The following is a 17,020-nucleotide window of genomic DNA, read 5'->3' as shown; positions in this document are numbered from 1 at the left end:
GATTCGATACTCTCGACGGTCTCAGTTCACAGCGGACGTCGCTTCGACATGACGCGGTAATGTCACCCGGATACGGGTACCGCGTTGGCTTTGAACATCAGCCGGGCTGTCGATGGTGATTTGTCCATAATGCTCTTCAACGATGGAATAGACCAGTGCAAGGCCCAGACCGGTGCCTTCGCCAGGATCCTTGGTGGTGAAGAAAGGTTCGAACAATCTATCCATGATGTTCTTCGGAATACCGCTGCCTTCGTCTTCCACGATCAGATCGACCGTGTGTTCGCCGGCTTCGCTTTTGACCCGCACCGCACTGTGTGGCGGCGAGGCGTCGCGGGCGTTTGAAAGCAGATTGATCAAGACCTGGGCGAGCCGCTGGGGATCGCCTTCGACCCAGTGATCGGGGTCGCACAGGTTGTAGAACTGTACTTCGAAATTGCGCCGGTTCAGGGCCAGCAGGCCGATGGCATCCTGGGCCACTTCGGCCAGACAGACGGGCTCGTCGCTGTGCTGATGACTGCCGGCGTGGGCGAAGCTCATCAATGACTGCACGATGCGCGACACGCGTTTGGTCTGCTCGAGAATCTGCCCGCTGATTTCCGTCAGCTCGGCGTCTTCCTCGCGTTCTTCGCGCAGGTTCTGCGCCAGACAGGCGATGCCGGTGATCGGGTTGCCGATTTCATGGGCCACACCCGCCGCCAGTCGGCCAATGCTCGCCAGGCGTTCGGAGTGCACCAGTTTGTCTTCGAGCATCTGGGTTTCGGTCAGGTCTTCCACCAGCAGCACCAGGCCACTGTTGCCCGGCGCCAGCGGTTCGTCGATGGCGGCTTTGTGCAGGTTCAACCAGCGGGTCTGGCCGTCGAGAGCCAAGTGCTGTTTGTGCAAGTGTTCGTCCGGCAGATTAATAAAGCCCTGGAGCAATTCTTTCCACGGGTCGCCAATGGTGCTCAGGCGCGAGCCGACCACGCGTTGCGCGGCGATCCCGGTCAGTTCTTCCATGGCTTTGTTCCACATCAGGATCTCTTGATCCTTGGCCAGGGAGCAGACGCCCATCGGCAGTTCCTGCAAGGTCTGGCGGTGGTAGCGGCGCAAGGCATCGAGCTCGGCGGCGAGGCCGGTGAGACGCGAATGGTAGTCCTCGAGACGGCTTTCGATGAAGTGAATGTCCTCGGTCACATAGTTTTCGCCGCCGGCCTTATAAGGCAGGAAGGTTTCGACCATGTCCTGGGCGACGCTCGGCCCCATCAGGCCGGAGAGGTTGGCTTCGATGCGGTCGCGCAAACGACGCAACGCGTAAGGCCGGCGCTCGTCGAACGGCAGATAAAGATCGCGCAGGGCCTGTTCGACTTCTTTCTGTGCAGCCTTGGCGCCCAGCGGTTTGGCCAGTTGCGTAGCGAACTCCTGGGGCGAGGCGGCGTGCAATTCCCGGCGTTGCGGGCGACGCACGTTGTCCACGGCACAGGCTTCGGCGGCGCTGGCCTCTTCCGGGCTGGCGTTGGTGAACAGCGAAATCAGCGTGAACATCAGCACGTTGGCGGCCAGCGAGGCAATCGCCGCCATGTGCCAACTGGTGTCGTCGAGCACGTAGATCATGTTCAGCAGCGGAATGTAGAAACCCTGCAGATTGCCCACCAGTGGCATCAGCATGGTCACCATCCACACCAGAATCCCCGCGAGCAGACCGGCAATAAAGCCGCGGCGGTTGGCGGTCGGCCAATACAGGACCGACAGAACCCCCGGCAGGAATTGCAACGTGGCGACGAACGCGACGATGCCGAGGTTGGCCAGGTCTTGCTCCGCGCCCAACAGCAGGTAGAAACCGTAACCGGCCATGATGATCGCGACGATCAGCGCCCGGCGGGTCCACTTCAACCAGCGATAGATGTTGCCTTCGGCGGGCGGCTGATACAGCGGCAGCACCAAATGGTTAAGCGCCATCCCGGACAGCGCCAGGGTGGTGACGATGATCAAACCGCTGGCCGCCGACAAACCACCGACGTAAGCCAATAGCGCCAAAGCCCTGCTGTTGGCGGCGATGCCGATGCCGAGGGTGAAGTATTCCGGATTGGTGGTCGCGCCGAGTTTCAGCCCGGCCCACAGAATCAGCGGCACCGCCAGGCTCATCAGCAGCAGGAACAGTGGCAAGCCCCAACTGGCACTGACCAGCGAGCGCGGATTGAGGTTTTCGGTAAAGGTCATGTGATACATGTGCGGCATCACAATCGCCGAGGCGAAGAACACCAGCAGCAGCGTACGCCACGGGCCTTCCTGCAGCGGGGTGTGCAAAGCGGCGAGGGCGGTCTGGTTTTGCAGCAGCCACAGTTCCAGCTGTTGCGGGCCGTCGAACACGCCGTACAACGCGTACAGGCCAACGCCGCCGATGGCGATCAGCTTGATCACCGATTCAAAGGCAATCGCGAACACCAGGCCTTCGTGTTTCTCCCGCGTGGCAATGTGGCGCGAGCCGAAGAAGATTGTGAACAGGGTAATCAGTGCGCAGAAGCTCAGGGCTACGCGATGCTGCACCGGTTCGCGGGTCAGGATGCCGATGGAATCGGCCACGGCCTGGATCTGCAACGCCAGCAATGGCAGGACGCCGATCAACATGAAGATCGTGGTCAGCGCGCCGGCCCAGGTGCTGCGGAAGCGGAAGGCGAACAAATCCGCCAGCGACGACAGTTGGTAGGTGCGGGTGATTTTCAGAATCGGGTACAGCAACACCGGCGCCAGCAGGAATGCGCCGGACACGCCCAGATAGCTGGACAGAAACCCGTAGCCGTACTGATAGGCCAGGCCGACCGTGCCATAAAACGCCCACGCACTGGCGTAGACCCCCAGCGACAAGGTGTAAGTCAGCGGGTGGCGAATGATCGCCCGGGGGATCATGCCCCGTTCGCTGATCCAGGCGACGCCGAACAGCACCGCCAGGTACGCGGCGCTGATCAGGATCATCTGGGTCAGGCTAAAGCTCATCGGCATCTTTTTGGCTCTGCAGGATGAAGGTCACGACGATCAGAATCAGCCAGAGCAGATAAGGGCGATACCAGGCGCCAGTAGCGTCGATCCACCAATCCATGATGGCCGGGGAGAATAGATAAATCCCCACTACCAAAAGCAGGACCAAGCGATAGATGTACATCCCGGCCTCTCTTTTATGCGCGTGCCCGAAAACGTGCGGCGATGGTAACGGATGGCGGCGCGACTGCAAGTGCCATCACTGCAGTTGCGCCTCGGGCAGCGCCAGTGTGCGCGGGATCTGTGCGGCATCCCAGTGGGAGATGCCCCAATTCAGCACTTCCCGTGGCGTGGCGTAAGCCAGTTCGCTGCCGGGATTTTGCCCCAGCGCCCGCAGTGCGCGCAGTAACAGTGGCGTGGCCTGATCGTCGGCCAGCGGTGGCGAACGGTAGGATTTGCCGAGCTTGTTACCGTCCGGCTGGGTGATCAGCGGCACGTGCAGGTATCGCGGTTGCGGCAGGCCGAGCAGTTCTTGCAGATAGAGCTGTCGCGGCGTGGAGTCGAGCAGATCAGCGCCGCGCACGATATCGGTGATGCCTTGCCAGGCGTCATCCAGCACCACGGCCAGTTGATAAGCGTATAGCCCGTCGCGGCGGCGAATCACGAAATCCCCGACTTCCCGGCCCAGATGCTGACGGAACTCGCCTTGCACCCGGTCGATGAAGTGATATTCCAGTTCCGGCACACGCAGGCGGATCGCCGCGTCATCAGTGCCATGCCCGGCATTGCGGCACAGGCCGGGATAAATGCCGTGATACGGCTCCAGTTGCTTGCGCGAACAGGTGCAAGCGTAGGCCAGGCCATGATTGAACAGGCGATTGAGCACTTCGGCGTAGGCGTCGTGCCGGTCGCTCTGGCGGACCAGTTCGCCATCCCACTCGAACCCGTAGCTTTCCAGCGCCTTGAGAATCGCGGCCTGGGCGCCGGGTTCTTCCCGTGGCGGGTCGAGGTCTTCCATACGCATCAGCCAACGACCGCCCACCGAGCGCGCGTCGAGGTACGAGGCCAGGGCGGCGACCAGCGAACCGAAGTGCAAGTGACCGCTGGGCGTAGGGGCGAAGCGGCCGATGTAGGGGGAGGCAGTCATAAGGGCGATGTTACTTTTCCAGTCTTGCGCCAGACCCCTGTGGGAGCGAGCCTGCTCGCGAAAGCGGTGTATCAGTCAACATTGATATTGAAGCTGAAGGCCTCTTCGCGAGCAGGCTCGCTCCCACAGGATTTATGCCGGGGCGAATTGCGGAAACAAAAACGGAGCGTTCGCACGCTCCGTTTTTCGTTCAAGTCGAGATTACTTGCCGACTTGCTTTTCCTTGATTTCCGCCAGGGTCTTGCAGTCAACGCACATGTCGGCGGTAGGGCGGGCTTCCAGTCGCTTGACGCCGATCTCGACGCCGCAGGACTCGCACCAGCCATATTCTTCGTCTTCGATCAATTGCAGCGTTTTATCGATCTTCTTGATCAACTTGCGCTCACGATCGCGGGCGCGCAATTCAAGGCTGAATTCTTCTTCCTGGCTGGCACGATCTGCCGGGTCAGGGAAGTTGGCCGCTTCGTCTTTCATGTGATCAACCGTGCGGTCGACCTCCTGCATCAAGTCCTGTTTCCACTTATTCAGGATCTTGGTGAAGTGAGCGCGCATGGGCTTGCCCATGTACTCCTCGCCCTTAACTTCTTTGTAGGGTTCGAAGCCGCTGATCGACTGGTTTTGCTGCTTTGCTTGGGTGGGCATGAAATGGACCGCCTCTACTCTTGTAATCCATTGCGCAGGATTGCTCCATCACCGACACCTGCCGGCCCTGCGGCTGCAAGCGGGCGAACTTACCAGATCAAAACGGACCGCGCTACTCCCGGATGTCGCGGTAGTGGCTCACGGTGCTTGCAAATGATTGCAAAGCCTTGTCTGGTGGTGCTGGAGACCTGATCAAATATTGATTTTAGTCAAACCTGAGACACTCGCTCGAGTCGTTTGCAGCCCCGGTTATACGGCTCTGACCGCTTTAGGTTCTCCCTCGTTCCAGCGGATAGGTAGAATCGATTCTTTTCCCCGTTGAAGGAAGGCTAATGGCTCAGCCCTACAGTGCGCGCAGTCGTGCGATCGAACCATTCCATGTCATGGCGCTGCTGGCGCGGGCCAATGAACTGCAAGCTGCCGGCCACGACGTGATCCATCTGGAAATCGGCGAGCCGGACTTCACCACTGCCGAACCGATCATCCAGGCCGGCCAGGCCGCGCTGACTGCGGGCAAGACCCGTTACACCGCGGCTCGCGGCATTCCCGAACTGCGTGAGGCAATTTCGGGTTTCTACGAACAGCGCTACGGGCTGAACATCGACCCGCAGCGGATTCTGGTGACACCGGGCGGTTCCGGTGCGTTGCTGCTGGCCAGCGCCTTGCTGGTCGATCCAGGCAAACACTGGCTGTTGGCAGACCCCGGCTACCCGTGTAACCGGCATTTCCTGCGTTTGGTCGAAGGCGCGGCGCAACTGGTGCCGGTCGGTCCGGACGTACGTTATCAACTGACGCCTGATTTGGTGGCGCGGCATTGGGATCACGACAGCGTCGGCGCTCTGGTGGCTTCGCCGGCCAACCCGACCGGCACGATCCTTACCCGCGATGAGCTGGCCGGATTGTCGGCGGCGATCAAGCAGCGCCACGGCCATTTGGTTGTGGACGAGATCTACCACGGCCTGACTTACGGCACCGACGCGGCCAGTGTGCTGGAAGTCGATGACAGCGCCTTCGTCCTGAATAGTTTTTCAAAGTATTTCGGCATGACCGGTTGGCGCCTCGGGTGGCTGGTAGCACCGGAAGCGGCGGTCGGCGAGCTGGAAAAACTCGCGCAGAACCTCTACATCAGCGCCCCGAGCATGGCTCAGCACGCCGCGCTGGCCTGTTTCGAACCGGCAACCATCAGCATTCTGGAGGAGCGCCGCGCCGAATTCGGGCGTCGTCGCGACTTCCTGTTGCCGGCCTTGCGTGAGCTCGGTTTCGGCATCGCCGTCGAGCCGGAAGGCGCGTTCTATTTGTACGCTGATATCAGCCAGTTCGGCGGCGATGCCTTCGCGTTCTGCCGACACTTCCTCGAAACCGAACACGTGGCGATCACTCCGGGTCTGGACTTCGGGCGTTATCAGGCCGGACATCATGTGCGATTTGCCTACACCCAAAGCCTGCCGCGCTTGCAGGAAGCTGTTGAACGGATCGCGCGCGGCTTGAAGAGCTGGCAAGGCTGATGCGCTTTCATCCTCCCCTCGAAGAAGGTCGTTTGATTCGTCGCTACAAGCGTTTTCTCGCGGATATCGAAACCGTTAGCGGCGAGTTGTTGACCATTCACTGCCCGAACACCGGCTCGATGCTGAATTGCCAGGTCGAGGGCGGGCAAGTCTGGTTCAGTCGCTCCAATGACCCCAAGCGCAAGTTGTCCGGCACCTGGGAAATCGGCGAAACCCCGCAAGGGCGCTTGTTCTGCGTGAACACCGGAAAGGCCAACGGCTTGATTGAAGAAGCACTGCGCGCCGGTGTGATCACCGAGCTAAACGGCTTTACCGAGCTGAAGCGCGAAGTCGCTTACGGTCAGGAAAGCAGCCGCATCGATTTCCGCCTCGATTACCCGAGCGGGCCGGCGTACGTGGAAGTTAAAAGCGTCACCTTGGGTTATGACGGCACGGCTGTGGCAGCGTTTCCCGATGCGGTGACCCAGCGCGGGGCCAAGCATTTGCGTGAACTGGCGCATCTGGCCCGGGACGGAATTCGTGCGGTGCAGTTGTATTGCGTCAACCTGACTGGCATCGAGGCCGTGCGTCCTGCAGAAGAAATCGATTCGGCCTACGCGGCTGCGTTGCGCGAGGCGGTGGCGTGTGGCGTCGAGGTGTTGGCCTATGGCGTGCGCCTGAGTCACGAAGAGATGGTGGTGGATCGGCGTCTGGACGTGTTGCTCAACGGTTAAAGGCTGACCCAGATTCCCTGCGCATCTTCGCGGCAGGGGATGGCGGTCAGGGATTGCCCGGCGCACGGCCCGGCCACACATTCGCCGTCTTCGATCAGAAACAGTGCGCCGTGGGTGGCGCACTGGATCAGGCTGTTGCTGGGATCGAGAAACTGGTCGGGCTTCCATTCAAGGCTTACGCCACGGTGCGGGCAGCGGTTGATATAGACATAAACCTGACCGCCCCGGCGCACGGCGAAGAGCTTCTGGCCGTCGATGTCGAAACCGCGGCTGCTGGCATCGGTCAGCTCTGGGCCTGGGCAAAGAAACTTCATGTCTATCCTCAAGTGGCGCGGCGCGTGACGAGATATGTCCGGGCTTGACGTGCAAATGCAAACAATTATCAAATGGCCGCCCGCCCATGGGGCGCGTGCGGTCTGCCGAGGATACTTGGCCTGTCCGCCGGATGCCCGGGAAACCGTTTAAGGAAGCTGTTTATGCGCCTGAGTCCCCGCGTTGTTGCGTTGTGTGTCGGACTGCTCGTCAGCCATCAGGCCGCAGCGGCCGAACTGCCGCAACGTTGGGTCAGCGCCGGTGGTGCGCTGTCTGAGTGGGTGAGTGCGCTGGGTGGCGAATCGAAACTGGTGGGCGTCGATACCACCAGCCAGCACCCGGAATCCCTCAAGGCGCTGCCGAGTATCGGTTATCAGCGGCAGTTGTCGGCGGAAGGCATCTTGAGCCTGCGCCCGCAGATTCTGGTCGGCACCGAAGAAATGGGTCCGCCACCAGTGCTGTCGCAGATTCGCACCGCAGGCGTTCAAGTTGAGCTGTTCTCGGCCCAGCCGGATTTGCCGGCGCTGCAACGTAATCTGGAGCATCTGGGCAAGTTGCTCGGCGCGGAAGCGCAGGCATCCCAGGCCTTGCAGGCGTATCAACAGCAACTGGATCAGCAAAAGGCCCGAGTCACCCAAGCCCAGCTCAAGCAGAAAGCGCCGGGCGTGCTGTTGTTGCTCGGTCATATGGGCGGTAAGCCGATGATCGCCGGCAAGGACACTGCCGCCGATTGGCTGCTGCAACAGGCCGGCGGCCACAATCTGGCGACGCACACCGGTTACAAACCGTTTTCCAACGAATCCCTGGCCAGCCTGAACCCTGAAGTGCTGGTATTTGCCGATCGCGCCCTGACCGGCGACGCGGCGCGTGCGGCGCTGTTCAAAGAGAATCCAATCCTGTCCTCGACCCGTGCGGCCAAGAATGGGCGAGTGATGGAACTCGACCCGACCTTGTTGGTGGGAGGATTGGGACCACGACTGCCCGAGGCATTGAAAAAGCTGTCTGACGGTTTCTATCCTGGCGCGACTGGCCAATGACCACGTTGGTTAAACCTCGCGCACTGTTTATTGGCTTGAGTGTGCTGTGTTTGCTGGCGATCTGGTTGTCGTTGGCTCTAGGCCCGGTGAGCTTGCCGCTGCTCGACACCTTGCGTGCGGCGCTGCGGCTGATCGGTGTGCCGATTGCCCCCGATGGATTGGAGCAGGCTGAACTGATCCTCGGGCAGATTCGCCTGCCGCGTACCTTGTTGGGCCTGGCGGTCGGCGGTGTGCTGGCGTTGTCTGGCGTGGCGATGCAGGGTTTGTTTCGCAATCCATTGGCTGATCCGGGACTGGTGGGGGTTTCCAGCGGCGCGGCATTGGGCGCGGCGATTGCGATTGTCGGCGGTTCGGCGTTCGGCGGTTTGCCTGAAGCCTTCGGGCCTTATCTTTTATCCTTGTGCGCCTTTCTGGGCGGGCTCGGGGTGACGGCGCTGGTGTATCGACTGGGCCGACGTAACGGCCAGACCAGCGTCGCAACCATGTTGCTGGCGGGGATCGCGTTAACGGCGCTGGCCGGTTCGGCCGTGGGTTTGTTCACCTATCTGGCGGACGATGCGACTTTGCGCACGCTGACCTTCTGGAACCTGGGCAGCCTCAATGGCGCCAGCTATTCGCGGCTTTGGCCGTTGTTGCTGGTGACGGCCGGCGTGGCGCTGTGGTTGCCGCGTCGGGCCAAGGCGCTGAATGCGTTATTGCTGGGCGAGTCCGAGGCCGGTCACTTGGGCATTGATGTCGAAGGGCTCAAGCGTGAGCTGGTGTTCTGCACTGCGCTGGGTGTCGGCGCGGCGGTGGCGGCGGCTGGCATGATTGGTTTTGTCGGGTTGGTGGTACCGCATCTGGTGCGACTGCTGGCCGGGCCGGATCACAAGGTATTGTTGCCGGCCTCAGTGCTGGCGGGGGCGAGTCTGTTGTTGTTCGCCGATCTGGTGGCGCGCCTGGCCTTGGCGCCGGCCGAGTTGCCGATCGGCATCGTCACGGCGTTCATTGGTGCGCCGTTCTTCCTGTTTTTGCTGCTCAGGAGGCCTGCCTGATGCTGCGCACGGAAAACCTGGTGATCCGCCGTGGCAGCAAAACCGTGCTGACGGATATCACCCTCGAACTCAAACCGGGCGAAGTCCTCGGCGTGCTGGGACCGAATGGCGCCGGCAAAAGCACGTTGCTCGGCGCGTTGTGCGGTGAACTGCATCCCGATGAAGGACGTGTCTGGCTCGATCAGCAAGAGTTGCGACATTGCACCGGCGCCCAACGCGCGCAACGGCTGGCCGTGTTACCGCAGGTCTCGACCCTGGACTTCGGCTTTCGTGTCGAGGAAGTGGTCGGCATGGGCCGCTTGCCTTATCAGACGGGCCGGGTGCGCGATGATGAAGTCGTCGCCGCCGCATTGGGCGCCGCGGATGCCGGGCATCTGAGCGGTCGCAGTTATCTGGCGCTGTCCGGTGGTGAACGTCAGCGGGTGCATCTGGCGCGGGTGTTGGCGCAACTCTGGCCGGGCGAGGCGGGGCAGACCTTATTGCTGGATGAACCGACCTCGATGCTCGATCCGCTGCATCAACACACTACTTTGCAAGCGGTGCGCGAATTCGCTGATCGCGGTGCGGCGGTGTTGGTGATCCTGCATGATCTGAATCTGGCGGCGCGTTATTGTGATCGCCTGTTGCTGCTCGAAGGCGGGCGTCCGGTGGCGCTGGATACGCCGCAGCAGGTATTGCGCCCGGAACCGCTCAAAGCGGTATTCGGTCTGGAAGTATTGGTGCAACCGCACCCGGAGCGTGGGCATCCGCTGATCATCGCCCGCTGAGTCATTCAACGAGGTGAGAACATGCGAGGGATTTTGCTGCTGGCTGCGTTGCTACTGAGTGCTTGTCAGCATGTTTCAACGCCGCCACCGCTCACCGGCCAGATTCGCGATTTGCGCAGCGGTCAGTCACTGACGGCACCCGAACTGGTGGCGCGATTGGCCACGCCTGAGCGGATCATCGTCGGCGAGCAGCACGACAACCGCGATCACCATCAACTGCAATTGTGGTTGCTCCAGGAGCTGGGGCAGCGGCGAGCGCAAGGCAGTTTGTTGCTGGAAATGCTCACGCCGGATCAACAACCGCGCGTCGATGACGTGCGCCGCGCCGCCTCGCTGCCAACTGATCTGCCCGGTGCATTGGCCTGGCAATCTGGTTGGGACTGGGATTTGTACGGGCCGATTGTGCGTTTTGCCTTGGGTCAGCCTTATTCGCTGCTGTCGGCCAATCTGGATAACGCCGAAGTTCGTGCTTTCTATGCCCAGTCACCGACAGTGAGCGGTTTGCGCTCCAATGCCCCGTCGGTCAAAAAAGAGTTGCTGGAACAAATCAGCGGTTCCCATTGCGGCCTGCTGCCCACATCGCAAATGCCGGCCATGCTGGCGGTGCAACAGCAACGTGATCGGCGCATGGCACAGCGCCTGATTGCGGCGCCGACGCCGTCAATGCTGTTGTCCGGTGCCTACCATGCGCGCAAGGATGTCGGTGTGCCGCTGCATGTGCTGGATCTGGGCGAGCCCGAAGCCCCCATCGTGTTGATGCTGGCGGAGCAGGGCAGTGAGGTCACGCCGGCCATGGCCGATTACGTCTGGTACACGCCTGCCACGCCAGCGCAGGATTACTGTGCAGAGATGCGTAAGCAGATGGGCAAGTAGGCTCAGGCGACTTTTTCACAGGCAAAAAAAGACCCGACAAGAGTCGGGTCAAATAACCGTGATTAGCCTGATGAGGAGATAATCTGAGAGTCCGAACCAAGGGCTTTTCAGAATATCGACCAGTCTCGCGACCAGTTGTGATAATCATAGCGATTCTCATTACCAAGTCAACCGCTGTTTTCTGATTAATTTTGAATTCGTCTGTAAGCCCCGTATTTACTGGGCTTCAGCCTGAAGGCTTGGCTGCGCTCAGTTGGGTGATCTGCTTGTTCAGCAGCCCGATGCGCCGCGCCATGCTCTCGATCAGGCTGTGAGCGATCTTTGGATTGTTTTGCGTCAGGCTTAGAAACTGATCCTTGGGAATCAGTATCACCGTGCTCGGTTCGCTGGTGATGACACTGGCATTGCGCTTCTCGCCAGTGAACACGGCCATAGCGCCGAAAATCTCATCCTTGGGCACATCGCCGACTTTATATCCGTCGACAAACGCTTCGGCGTGGCCTTCGATGATGACGAACACATGGTCCGCCTCATCGCCTTGCTGAATCAGCACTTCGCCCCTGGCCACGCGCTGGAAGCCGTGGGTACTGCGAAACTCGGGTGGTTTCAGGCGCGCGATGGCGTCGGACAACAGGGAGGACTGGCCAGCGAGGTATTGCAGGAACAACTCCGAACGCTGTGGATCGGCATAAATATGCTGGAACACTTCGGTACGCAGGAAAGGAATCAGGGACAACGGGCCGTCGCTGCGCAAGCGGCAAGAGGGCAGTTCAGCGTCCTGGCGCAGGCCGACCAAGTCACCTTCATGCAGATAGAACAGCGCGCGCTCATCGACGCAGCCATGCAGCAAGCCGCTGTCGAGCAAGAACAACTGATCGCCGGGCAATGCCTTTGCGAGGTCGTCAACGGCAGGCAGCCCCAGGGCCGGGCCGCAGGGTGATAACCCCTCCAGCAACCGGGCAGGCATGTTTTGCAGGCGGTTGATCAGTGCGTCGGCGTAAGCCGGTTGTTCCCCGAGCAGGTACATGGCAATGGCGCCTGTTCAATTCTTGTGACGTGAAGAGATGGCTTCCAGTTGTTTATTCAAGGCTTCCTTGCGTTCGGCGGGGATGTCGTTCCAGTGCACATCCATCAGCGCGCCTTCGATCGCATACAGCAACACCTTGGACGCCCGGAACCCGCGCGTGCGCACGGCCCGATAAGCGTCCACCGCCCCCAAGCGACGCAAGTCCGAGGCACTGTGGATGCCCACGGCATGCAGCCACTGTGCAGACGTCTTGCCAAGATTCTTCAGGTGTTGCAGTTCATCATTCATCAAGCCTCCTTGCGACGGCCGAACGGTGCGTGGGCGAGCCTTTGAGGAGTGTAGCCATCAGTAGGAAAAGCGTGATTGTTTGGTCGGTTTCGGCGCAAAAGCTTCTAAGAAGCGCGTTCGAAGGGGCTGCGAATGCAGTAGAGGAGGGCGGCGCAAACCCTTGTGGGAGCGGGCTTGCTCGCGAAGGCGGTGTGTCAGGCGAAATGAATGTTGAAGGTTAAGCCGCTTTCGCGAGCAAGCCCGCTCCCACAGGGATTGCGTCGTGTCAGGGGATTAGCGAGTGCGATAACGCAGGCGCGTACCGAAATTCATCGACATCAGAATCTCGTCGGCACTCAGCTCGGGCGGGAAGTAGGCGCCGGAGATTTGCGCGTGGGCCAGGCTCGCGCCTTCCAGGGATGCATTGCGAAAGTCGATGCCGCGCAAGTCGGCGGAACGGAAATACGCGTCGGTGAAATCAACGCCATCGGCGTTCAGCTCGCGCAGGTCGAGACCACGGAAGTCGCCACCGACCATGTCGATCGGGCCGTCCGCAGGGCGTTCCTTGTTGAAACCTGTGATGTCGTCTTTGTGCAGCAAGGCATAAAGCGGGGTGTCGAGAAGTTTCGGCTGGCTCATGTCACATCACCTGTTGGTTTTATGACGCCAGTATAGTGCCACTATTTGACAGCCGTGAAGCCGGCGAGGGCTCCACGGCTGAAATAGTTTCTTACAGGCCTGGCATGCGCTGGCGAATCTGCGCCACGACGGTGTCGAGGGTCCCGCTTTCATTGGTCTGCACGCGCTTGCTGCACAGAATCTCGGCAGGCGTCAGCGCTTCACGGCTGGCTTGCTGGGCGGCGATAACGGCCAGGTTGGCGTCGGACGGATCGGTTTTCTCTGCCTGACGCAGGGCCAGCCAGCCCTCGATCACGGCTTGCGGCGCGTTGCAGTCCAGGATCAGGAACGGTGCGCCAGTGGCTTCGGCAATTTTTGCCGCGCCGTCACGCTGGTCGCGCTTGAGGTAGGTGGCATCGATCACGACCGGGAAACCGGCCCGCAGGATCACGCCGGCGATTTCATGCAGGCGGGTGTAGGTCGCGGCACTGGCGTCAGCACTGTAGATGCCGGCCTGTGGATCGTTCGGTACGGTTTGCTCGCCAAACAGACGCTTGCGTTCAACATCCGAGCGCAGGCGGATCGCACCGAGCGCTTCTACCAGGCGCATGGCCACGCGGCTTTTGCCGACAGCGGAAACGCCGTGGGTAATCGACAGGAAGCGCGAAGGGATGGTGCTGTAGCTTTCGGCCAGGTTCGCGTAGTTGCGATATTGGCGTAGGGTGGTGGCGCGCTGCACCGGATCGGCCTCGGCCGGCATGCTGAACAGGGCAACCTTGGCGCGAACCAGGGCGCGGTAGGCTTTATAGAAGTTCAGCACTTCAAGGCCCTGATAATCGCCGGTCAGTTCCAGATACTGGCTGATGAAACGACGGGCCATGCTTTTCAGGCCACGGTCTTCCAGGTCCATCGCCAGGAAACCGGTGTCGGCGTAGACGTCGGTGAAGCGGAACGGCTCGTTGAACTCGATGCAGTCGAAGATCACGACCTTGCCGTCGATCACGGTGGCGTTGCCGAGGTGAATGTCACCGTGGCATTCGCGGGTGAAACCGTCTGCCTTGCGTTGGGCAAACAGCGGCTTGAGGCGTTCGAAGCTGCTTTCGGCCCAGGCTTGCAAGGCTTCCAGTTGCAGCAGATCAGCCTTGTCGCTGAGGAATGGGCGGATCTGTTCAAAGTTCTGGCGTACCGGCGCCATGACGCTGTCCGGGGTGCCGGCGTCGTGTTCAGCCGGTACTTTCGGTGCAGTGAGGTGGAACTGCGCGATTTGCTCGGCCATTTCGTCGATGTGCGCGGTGGTCAATTCACCGTTGGCTTGCAGCGTGCTGAGCAACTGGCTTTGCGGGAACTGACGCATCTTCAGCGCGAATTCGATGGCCGGGCCATCGCCGCCAAATTGCGGGGCTTCGGCACTGCCGGTAATCGGCAACACTTCAAGATACAAATCATTGGTCAGGCGCTGGTTCAGACGCAGCTCTTCAGCGCAGAAATGTTCGCGATCTTCGAGGCTGGTGAAGTCGAGGAAGCCGAAATTCATCGGTTTCTTCACTTTATAAGCAAAGGGACCCGTGAGGATGACCCAGGAGATATGGGTCTCGATGACCTGGAACCCGTCAACGGGATGCGGGTAGAGGGCCGGGTTTTGCAGGGCGGCGATCAGGGACTGGCTCACAGGCGATCCTTCAGAGTCGGGGAAAATTCAAGGTCGCCATTATGGCCGCAAGTCCGCCTGACGCAAACCTCGGCGGGCTCCTGTTGAGTATGAATAAAGTGCGTATAATCCGCCGCCATGACTCGAACTCGATCCCCCCGCAGCAAAAAAAAACCACCATCCAAGGGCCTTGGGCCGTGGTTGAGCTGGGCCATTAAACTCAGCCTGGTCGGCCTCGTCGTGCTCGCCGGGTTCGCGGTTTACCTGGACGCCATCGTCCAGGAGAAATTCTCCGGCAAGCGCTGGACCATCCCGGCCAAGGTGTACGCGCGTCCGCTGGAGCTGTTCACCGGCCAGAAGCTGAGCAAGGAAGACTTCCTCACCGAACTCGACGCCTTGGGCTACCGCCGCGAAGCCGTGAGCAACGGCCCCGGCGCTGCGGCGGTCAACGGCAATACCGTCGACCTGAATACCCGTGGCTTCCAGTTCTATGAAGGCCTGGAAAAAGCCCAGCCTGTGCGCGTGCGGTTCTCCGGCGACTACGTGGCCGAACTTTCGGCGACCAACGGCTCGAAGCTGTCCGTGGTGCGCCTGGAGCCGCTGATGATCGGCGGCATTTACCCGAAAAACCTCGAAGACCGGATCCTGATCAAAATCGATCAGGTCCCGCCGTATCTGCTGGAAACCCTGGTCGCCGTGGAAGACCGGGATTTCTATCACCACTGGGGCGTGTCGCCGAAGTCGATTGCCCGGGCCGTTTACGTCAACACCTCGGGCGGCAAGATGACCCAGGGTGGCAGTACGCTGACGCAACAATTGGTCAAGAACTTCTACCTGACCAGCGAACGCAGCCTGACCCGCAAACTTACCGAAGCCATGATGGCGATGCTGCTCGAGCTGCATTACGACAAGCGCGAGATTCTTGAGGCTTACCTCAATGAAGTGTTTGTCGGTCAGGACGGTCAGCGCGCGGTGCACGGTTTCGGTCTGGCCAGCCAGTTCTTCTTCGGCCAGCCGTTGTCCGAACTGAAACTGCATCAGGTCGCGTTGCTGGTGGGCATGGTCAAGGGCCCGTCCTATTACAACCCGCGTCGCAACCCGGAACGTGCGCTGGAGCGACGCAATCTGGTGCTCGACGTACTTGAGCAACAAGGCGTTGCCACTGCCGAGCAAGTTGCTGCGGCCAAGGCCATGCCATTGGGCGTGACCACGCGTGGCAAGTTGGCCGACAGCTCGTTCCCGGGCTTTATCGACTTGGTCAAACGCCAGTTGCGTGAAGACTATCGCGACGAAGACTTGACCGAAGAAGGCCTGCGGATTTTCACCAGTTTCGACCCGATTCTGCAGATGAAAGCCGAAGCCTCGGTCAATGACACCTTTAAACGACTGGCCGGGCGCAAAGGTTCGGATGATGTCGAAGCGGCGATGGTCGTGACCAACCCGGAAACCGGTGAAGTCCAGGCGATGATCGGCAGTCGCCAGGCAAGCTTTGCCGGTTTCAACCGTGCGCTGGATGCGGTGCGACCGATCGGTTCGTTGATCAAGCCGGCGGTGTACCTGACCGCGCTTGAGAAACCCAGCCAGTACAGCTTGACCAGTTGGCTGTCCGACGATGCCTTCTCGGTGAAGGGCGCGGACGGTCAGGTCTGGAAACCGCAGAACTACGATCGTCGCTCCCACGGCACAGTGTTCCTGTACCAGGGGCTGGCGCATTCCTACAACCTGTCGACTGCGCGTCTCGGGCTGGAACTGGGCGTGCCGAATGTCCTCAAAACCTTGGCGCGACTGGGTGTGACTCGTGAGTTCCCGGCGTTCCCATCGATGCTGTTGGGCGCGGGTGGCTTGACGCCTATGGAAGTCGCAACCATGTACCAGACCCTGGCCAACGGCGGTTTCAACACGCCGATGCGCGGGATCCGCAGCGTACTGACCGCCGAGGGCGAGCCGCTCAAGCGTTATCCGTTCCAGATCCAGCAGCGGTTTGATCCGGCGTCGATCTTCCTGATCCAGAGCGCCATGCAGCGGGTGATGCGTGAAGGCACCGGCAGTTCGGTTTATAACGTGCTGCCCAAGACCCTGACGCTGGCGGGCAAGACTGGTACCAGTAACGATTCCCGCGACAGCTGGTTCGCCGGTTTCAGTCAGGATCTGCTGGCGGTGGTGTGGCTGGGGCGCGACGATAACGGCAAGACGCCGTTTACCGGCGCTACCGGTGCGTTGCAGGTCTGGACCAGTTTCATGCGCAAGGCCGATCCGCTGCCGCTGGACATGCCGCAGCCGGATAACATCGTTCAGGCGTGGGTAGATTCGCGCACCGGGCAAGGCTCTGATGCCAACTGCCCAGGTGCGGTGCAGATGCCGTATATTCGCGGCAGCGAACCGCCTCCCGGCGCCGCTTGCGGTGGGGAAACCCCTGCTTCCGGCGAAACCGTGATGGATTGGGTCAAGGGCTGGATGAATTAAGCAAAGAGGGTTTCA

At 60.7% G+C, this 17,020-nt stretch carries 16 protein-coding genes; 7 read left to right on the top strand and 9 right to left on the bottom strand.

Going from position 1 to position 17,020, the window contains the following annotated elements:
- Nucleotides 1-21 precede the first annotated feature (21 nt).
- From LOY68_RS27235 to dksA, 4 genes are all read right to left on the bottom strand, one after another.
- Entirely contained in the window at nucleotides 22-2,976 is a 2,955-nt protein-coding gene (locus LOY68_RS27235; protein ID WP_265040936.1) for a sensor histidine kinase, read from the bottom strand.
- Nucleotides 2,960-3,136, bottom strand: a complete 177-nt coding sequence (locus tag LOY68_RS27230) for a hypothetical protein (RefSeq protein ID WP_003176118.1) — start codon at nucleotides 3,134-3,136, stop codon at nucleotides 2,960-2,962. The genes LOY68_RS27235 and LOY68_RS27230 overlap by 17 nt, the downstream gene beginning before the upstream one ends.
- Nucleotides 3,137-3,211: 75 nt before the next feature.
- A complete protein-coding gene (gene gluQRS, locus LOY68_RS27225; RefSeq protein WP_265040935.1) occupies nucleotides 3,212-4,099 on the bottom strand; it encodes a tRNA glutamyl-Q(34) synthetase GluQRS in 888 nt (295 codons plus the stop codon).
- A gap of 201 nt (nucleotides 4,100-4,300) precedes the next feature.
- Nucleotides 4,301-4,741, bottom strand: coding sequence for an RNA polymerase-binding protein DksA (dksA, locus tag LOY68_RS27220; RefSeq protein WP_007902025.1), 441 nt, complete (start codon nucleotides 4,739-4,741; stop codon nucleotides 4,301-4,303).
- A 332-nt stretch (nucleotides 4,742-5,073) separates the two neighbouring features.
- Here dksA and LOY68_RS27215 point away from each other — a divergent pair, with 332 nt between their 5' ends.
- Entirely contained in the window at nucleotides 5,074-6,246 is a 1,173-nt protein-coding gene (locus LOY68_RS27215; protein ID WP_163911810.1) for a pyridoxal phosphate-dependent aminotransferase, read from the top strand.
- Nucleotides 6,246-6,959, top strand: a complete 714-nt coding sequence (gene sfsA / locus LOY68_RS27210; protein ID WP_265040934.1) for a DNA/RNA nuclease SfsA — start codon at nucleotides 6,246-6,248, stop codon at nucleotides 6,957-6,959. The genes LOY68_RS27215 and sfsA overlap by 1 nt, the downstream gene beginning before the upstream one ends.
- On the opposite strand, the gene LOY68_RS27205 is transcribed toward sfsA, so the two are convergent.
- Nucleotides 6,956-7,273 carry a Rieske (2Fe-2S) protein gene (locus LOY68_RS27205; protein ID WP_265040933.1) on the bottom strand — a complete coding sequence of 106 codons (318 nt, stop codon included), beginning with the start codon at nucleotides 7,271-7,273 and terminating at the stop codon, nucleotides 6,956-6,958. The genes sfsA and LOY68_RS27205 overlap by 4 nt on opposite strands.
- A gap of 162 nt (nucleotides 7,274-7,435) precedes the next feature.
- Here LOY68_RS27205 and LOY68_RS27200 point away from each other — a divergent pair, with 162 nt between their 5' ends.
- From LOY68_RS27200 to LOY68_RS27185, 4 genes are read left to right on the top strand one after another with little or no spacing between them, the layout of a single operon-like run.
- The gene (locus LOY68_RS27200; protein ID WP_265040932.1) at nucleotides 7,436-8,308 is read left to right on the top strand and encodes a heme/hemin ABC transporter substrate-binding protein; all 873 of its coding nucleotides are present in this window, start codon (nucleotides 7,436-7,438) and stop codon (nucleotides 8,306-8,308) included.
- A gap of 50 nt (nucleotides 8,309-8,358) precedes the next feature.
- On the top strand, nucleotides 8,359-9,342 hold the full coding sequence (locus LOY68_RS27195) for a FecCD family ABC transporter permease (RefSeq protein ID WP_265045837.1): 984 nt from the start codon (nucleotides 8,359-8,361) through the stop codon (nucleotides 9,340-9,342).
- On the top strand, nucleotides 9,342-10,109 hold the full coding sequence (locus LOY68_RS27190; RefSeq protein ID WP_265040931.1) for a heme ABC transporter ATP-binding protein: 768 nt from the start codon (nucleotides 9,342-9,344) through the stop codon (nucleotides 10,107-10,109). Before LOY68_RS27195 ends, LOY68_RS27190 begins: the two co-directional genes overlap by 1 nt.
- Before the next feature lie 21 nt (nucleotides 10,110-10,130).
- Nucleotides 10,131-10,982, top strand: a complete 852-nt coding sequence (locus LOY68_RS27185) for a ChaN family lipoprotein (protein ID WP_265040930.1) — start codon at nucleotides 10,131-10,133, stop codon at nucleotides 10,980-10,982.
- A gap of 226 nt (nucleotides 10,983-11,208) precedes the next feature.
- Here LOY68_RS27185 and LOY68_RS27180 read toward each other — a convergent pair whose 3' ends face one another.
- The 4 genes from LOY68_RS27180 to LOY68_RS27165 all read right to left on the bottom strand — a co-directional run bounded on the left by LOY68_RS27180 (nucleotide 11,209) and on the right by LOY68_RS27165 (nucleotide 14,563).
- Nucleotides 11,209-12,009: a Crp/Fnr family transcriptional regulator gene (locus LOY68_RS27180; protein ID WP_265040929.1), complete on the bottom strand. Its 801-nt coding sequence runs from the start codon at nucleotides 12,007-12,009 to the stop codon at nucleotides 11,209-11,211.
- A gap of 15 nt (nucleotides 12,010-12,024) precedes the next feature.
- Nucleotides 12,025-12,297 (bottom strand): TfoX/Sxy family protein, encoded by a 273-nt coding sequence (locus LOY68_RS27175; protein WP_007971093.1) that lies wholly within the window; start codon nucleotides 12,295-12,297, stop codon nucleotides 12,025-12,027.
- Nucleotides 12,298-12,570: 273 nt separating this feature from the next.
- Nucleotides 12,571-12,915, bottom strand: a complete 345-nt coding sequence (locus tag LOY68_RS27170) for a pentapeptide repeat-containing protein (protein WP_054055335.1) — start codon at nucleotides 12,913-12,915, stop codon at nucleotides 12,571-12,573.
- Between the two features lie 91 nt (nucleotides 12,916-13,006).
- Nucleotides 13,007-14,563, bottom strand: coding sequence for an AAA family ATPase (locus LOY68_RS27165; RefSeq protein WP_265040928.1), 1,557 nt, complete (start codon nucleotides 14,561-14,563; stop codon nucleotides 13,007-13,009).
- 117 nt (nucleotides 14,564-14,680) lie between these two features.
- On the opposite strand from LOY68_RS27165, the gene mrcB reads away from it, so the two are divergent.
- On the top strand, nucleotides 14,681-17,005 hold the full coding sequence (gene mrcB / locus LOY68_RS27160; protein ID WP_265040927.1) for a penicillin-binding protein 1B: 2,325 nt from the start codon (nucleotides 14,681-14,683) through the stop codon (nucleotides 17,003-17,005).
- Nucleotides 17,006-17,020: the final 15 nt, after the last annotated feature.

This window comes from Pseudomonas sp. B21-053 (assembly GCF_026016365.1).
Taxonomy (GTDB): domain Bacteria; phylum Pseudomonadota; class Gammaproteobacteria; order Pseudomonadales; family Pseudomonadaceae; genus Aquipseudomonas; species Aquipseudomonas nunensis.
Note: the sequence above shows the minus strand (reverse complement) of the source record. Positions and strands in the feature narration are given on the sequence as shown.

Bases quoted from the DNA above. Each gene is read 5' to 3' on its own strand.
- LOY68_RS27230 (WP_003176118.1), bottom strand. From the start codon at position 3,136: ATGTACATCTATCGCTTGGTCCTGCTTTTGGTAGTGGGGATTTATCTA.
- LOY68_RS27170 (WP_054055335.1), bottom strand. From the start codon at position 12,915: ATGAGCCAGCCGAAACTTCTCGACACCCCGCTTTATGCCTTGCTGCAC.
- LOY68_RS27235 (WP_265040936.1), bottom strand. From the start codon at position 2,976: ATGCCGATGAGCTTTAGCCTGACCCAGATGATCCTGATCAGCGCCGCG.
- LOY68_RS27185 (WP_265040930.1), top strand. From the start codon at position 10,131: ATGCGAGGGATTTTGCTGCTGGCTGCGTTGCTACTGAGTGCTTGTCAG.
- LOY68_RS27200 (WP_265040932.1), top strand. From the start codon at position 7,436: ATGCGCCTGAGTCCCCGCGTTGTTGCGTTGTGTGTCGGACTGCTCGTC.
- LOY68_RS27180 (WP_265040929.1), bottom strand. From the start codon at position 12,009: ATGTACCTGCTCGGGGAACAACCGGCTTACGCCGACGCACTGATCAAC.
- gluQRS (WP_265040935.1), bottom strand. From the start codon at position 4,099: ATGACTGCCTCCCCCTACATCGGCCGCTTCGCCCCTACGCCCAGCGGT.
- LOY68_RS27175 (WP_007971093.1), bottom strand. From the start codon at position 12,297: ATGAATGATGAACTGCAACACCTGAAGAATCTTGGCAAGACGTCTGCA.
- LOY68_RS27190 (WP_265040931.1), top strand. From the start codon at position 9,342: ATGCTGCGCACGGAAAACCTGGTGATCCGCCGTGGCAGCAAAACCGTG.
- LOY68_RS27205 (WP_265040933.1), bottom strand. From the start codon at position 7,273: ATGAAGTTTCTTTGCCCAGGCCCAGAGCTGACCGATGCCAGCAGCCGC.
- LOY68_RS27215 (WP_163911810.1), top strand. From the start codon at position 5,074: ATGGCTCAGCCCTACAGTGCGCGCAGTCGTGCGATCGAACCATTCCAT.
- sfsA (WP_265040934.1), top strand. From the start codon at position 6,246: ATGCGCTTTCATCCTCCCCTCGAAGAAGGTCGTTTGATTCGTCGCTAC.
- mrcB (WP_265040927.1), top strand. From the start codon at position 14,681: ATGACTCGAACTCGATCCCCCCGCAGCAAAAAAAAACCACCATCCAAG.
- dksA (WP_007902025.1), bottom strand. From the start codon at position 4,741: ATGCCCACCCAAGCAAAGCAGCAAAACCAGTCGATCAGCGGCTTCGAA.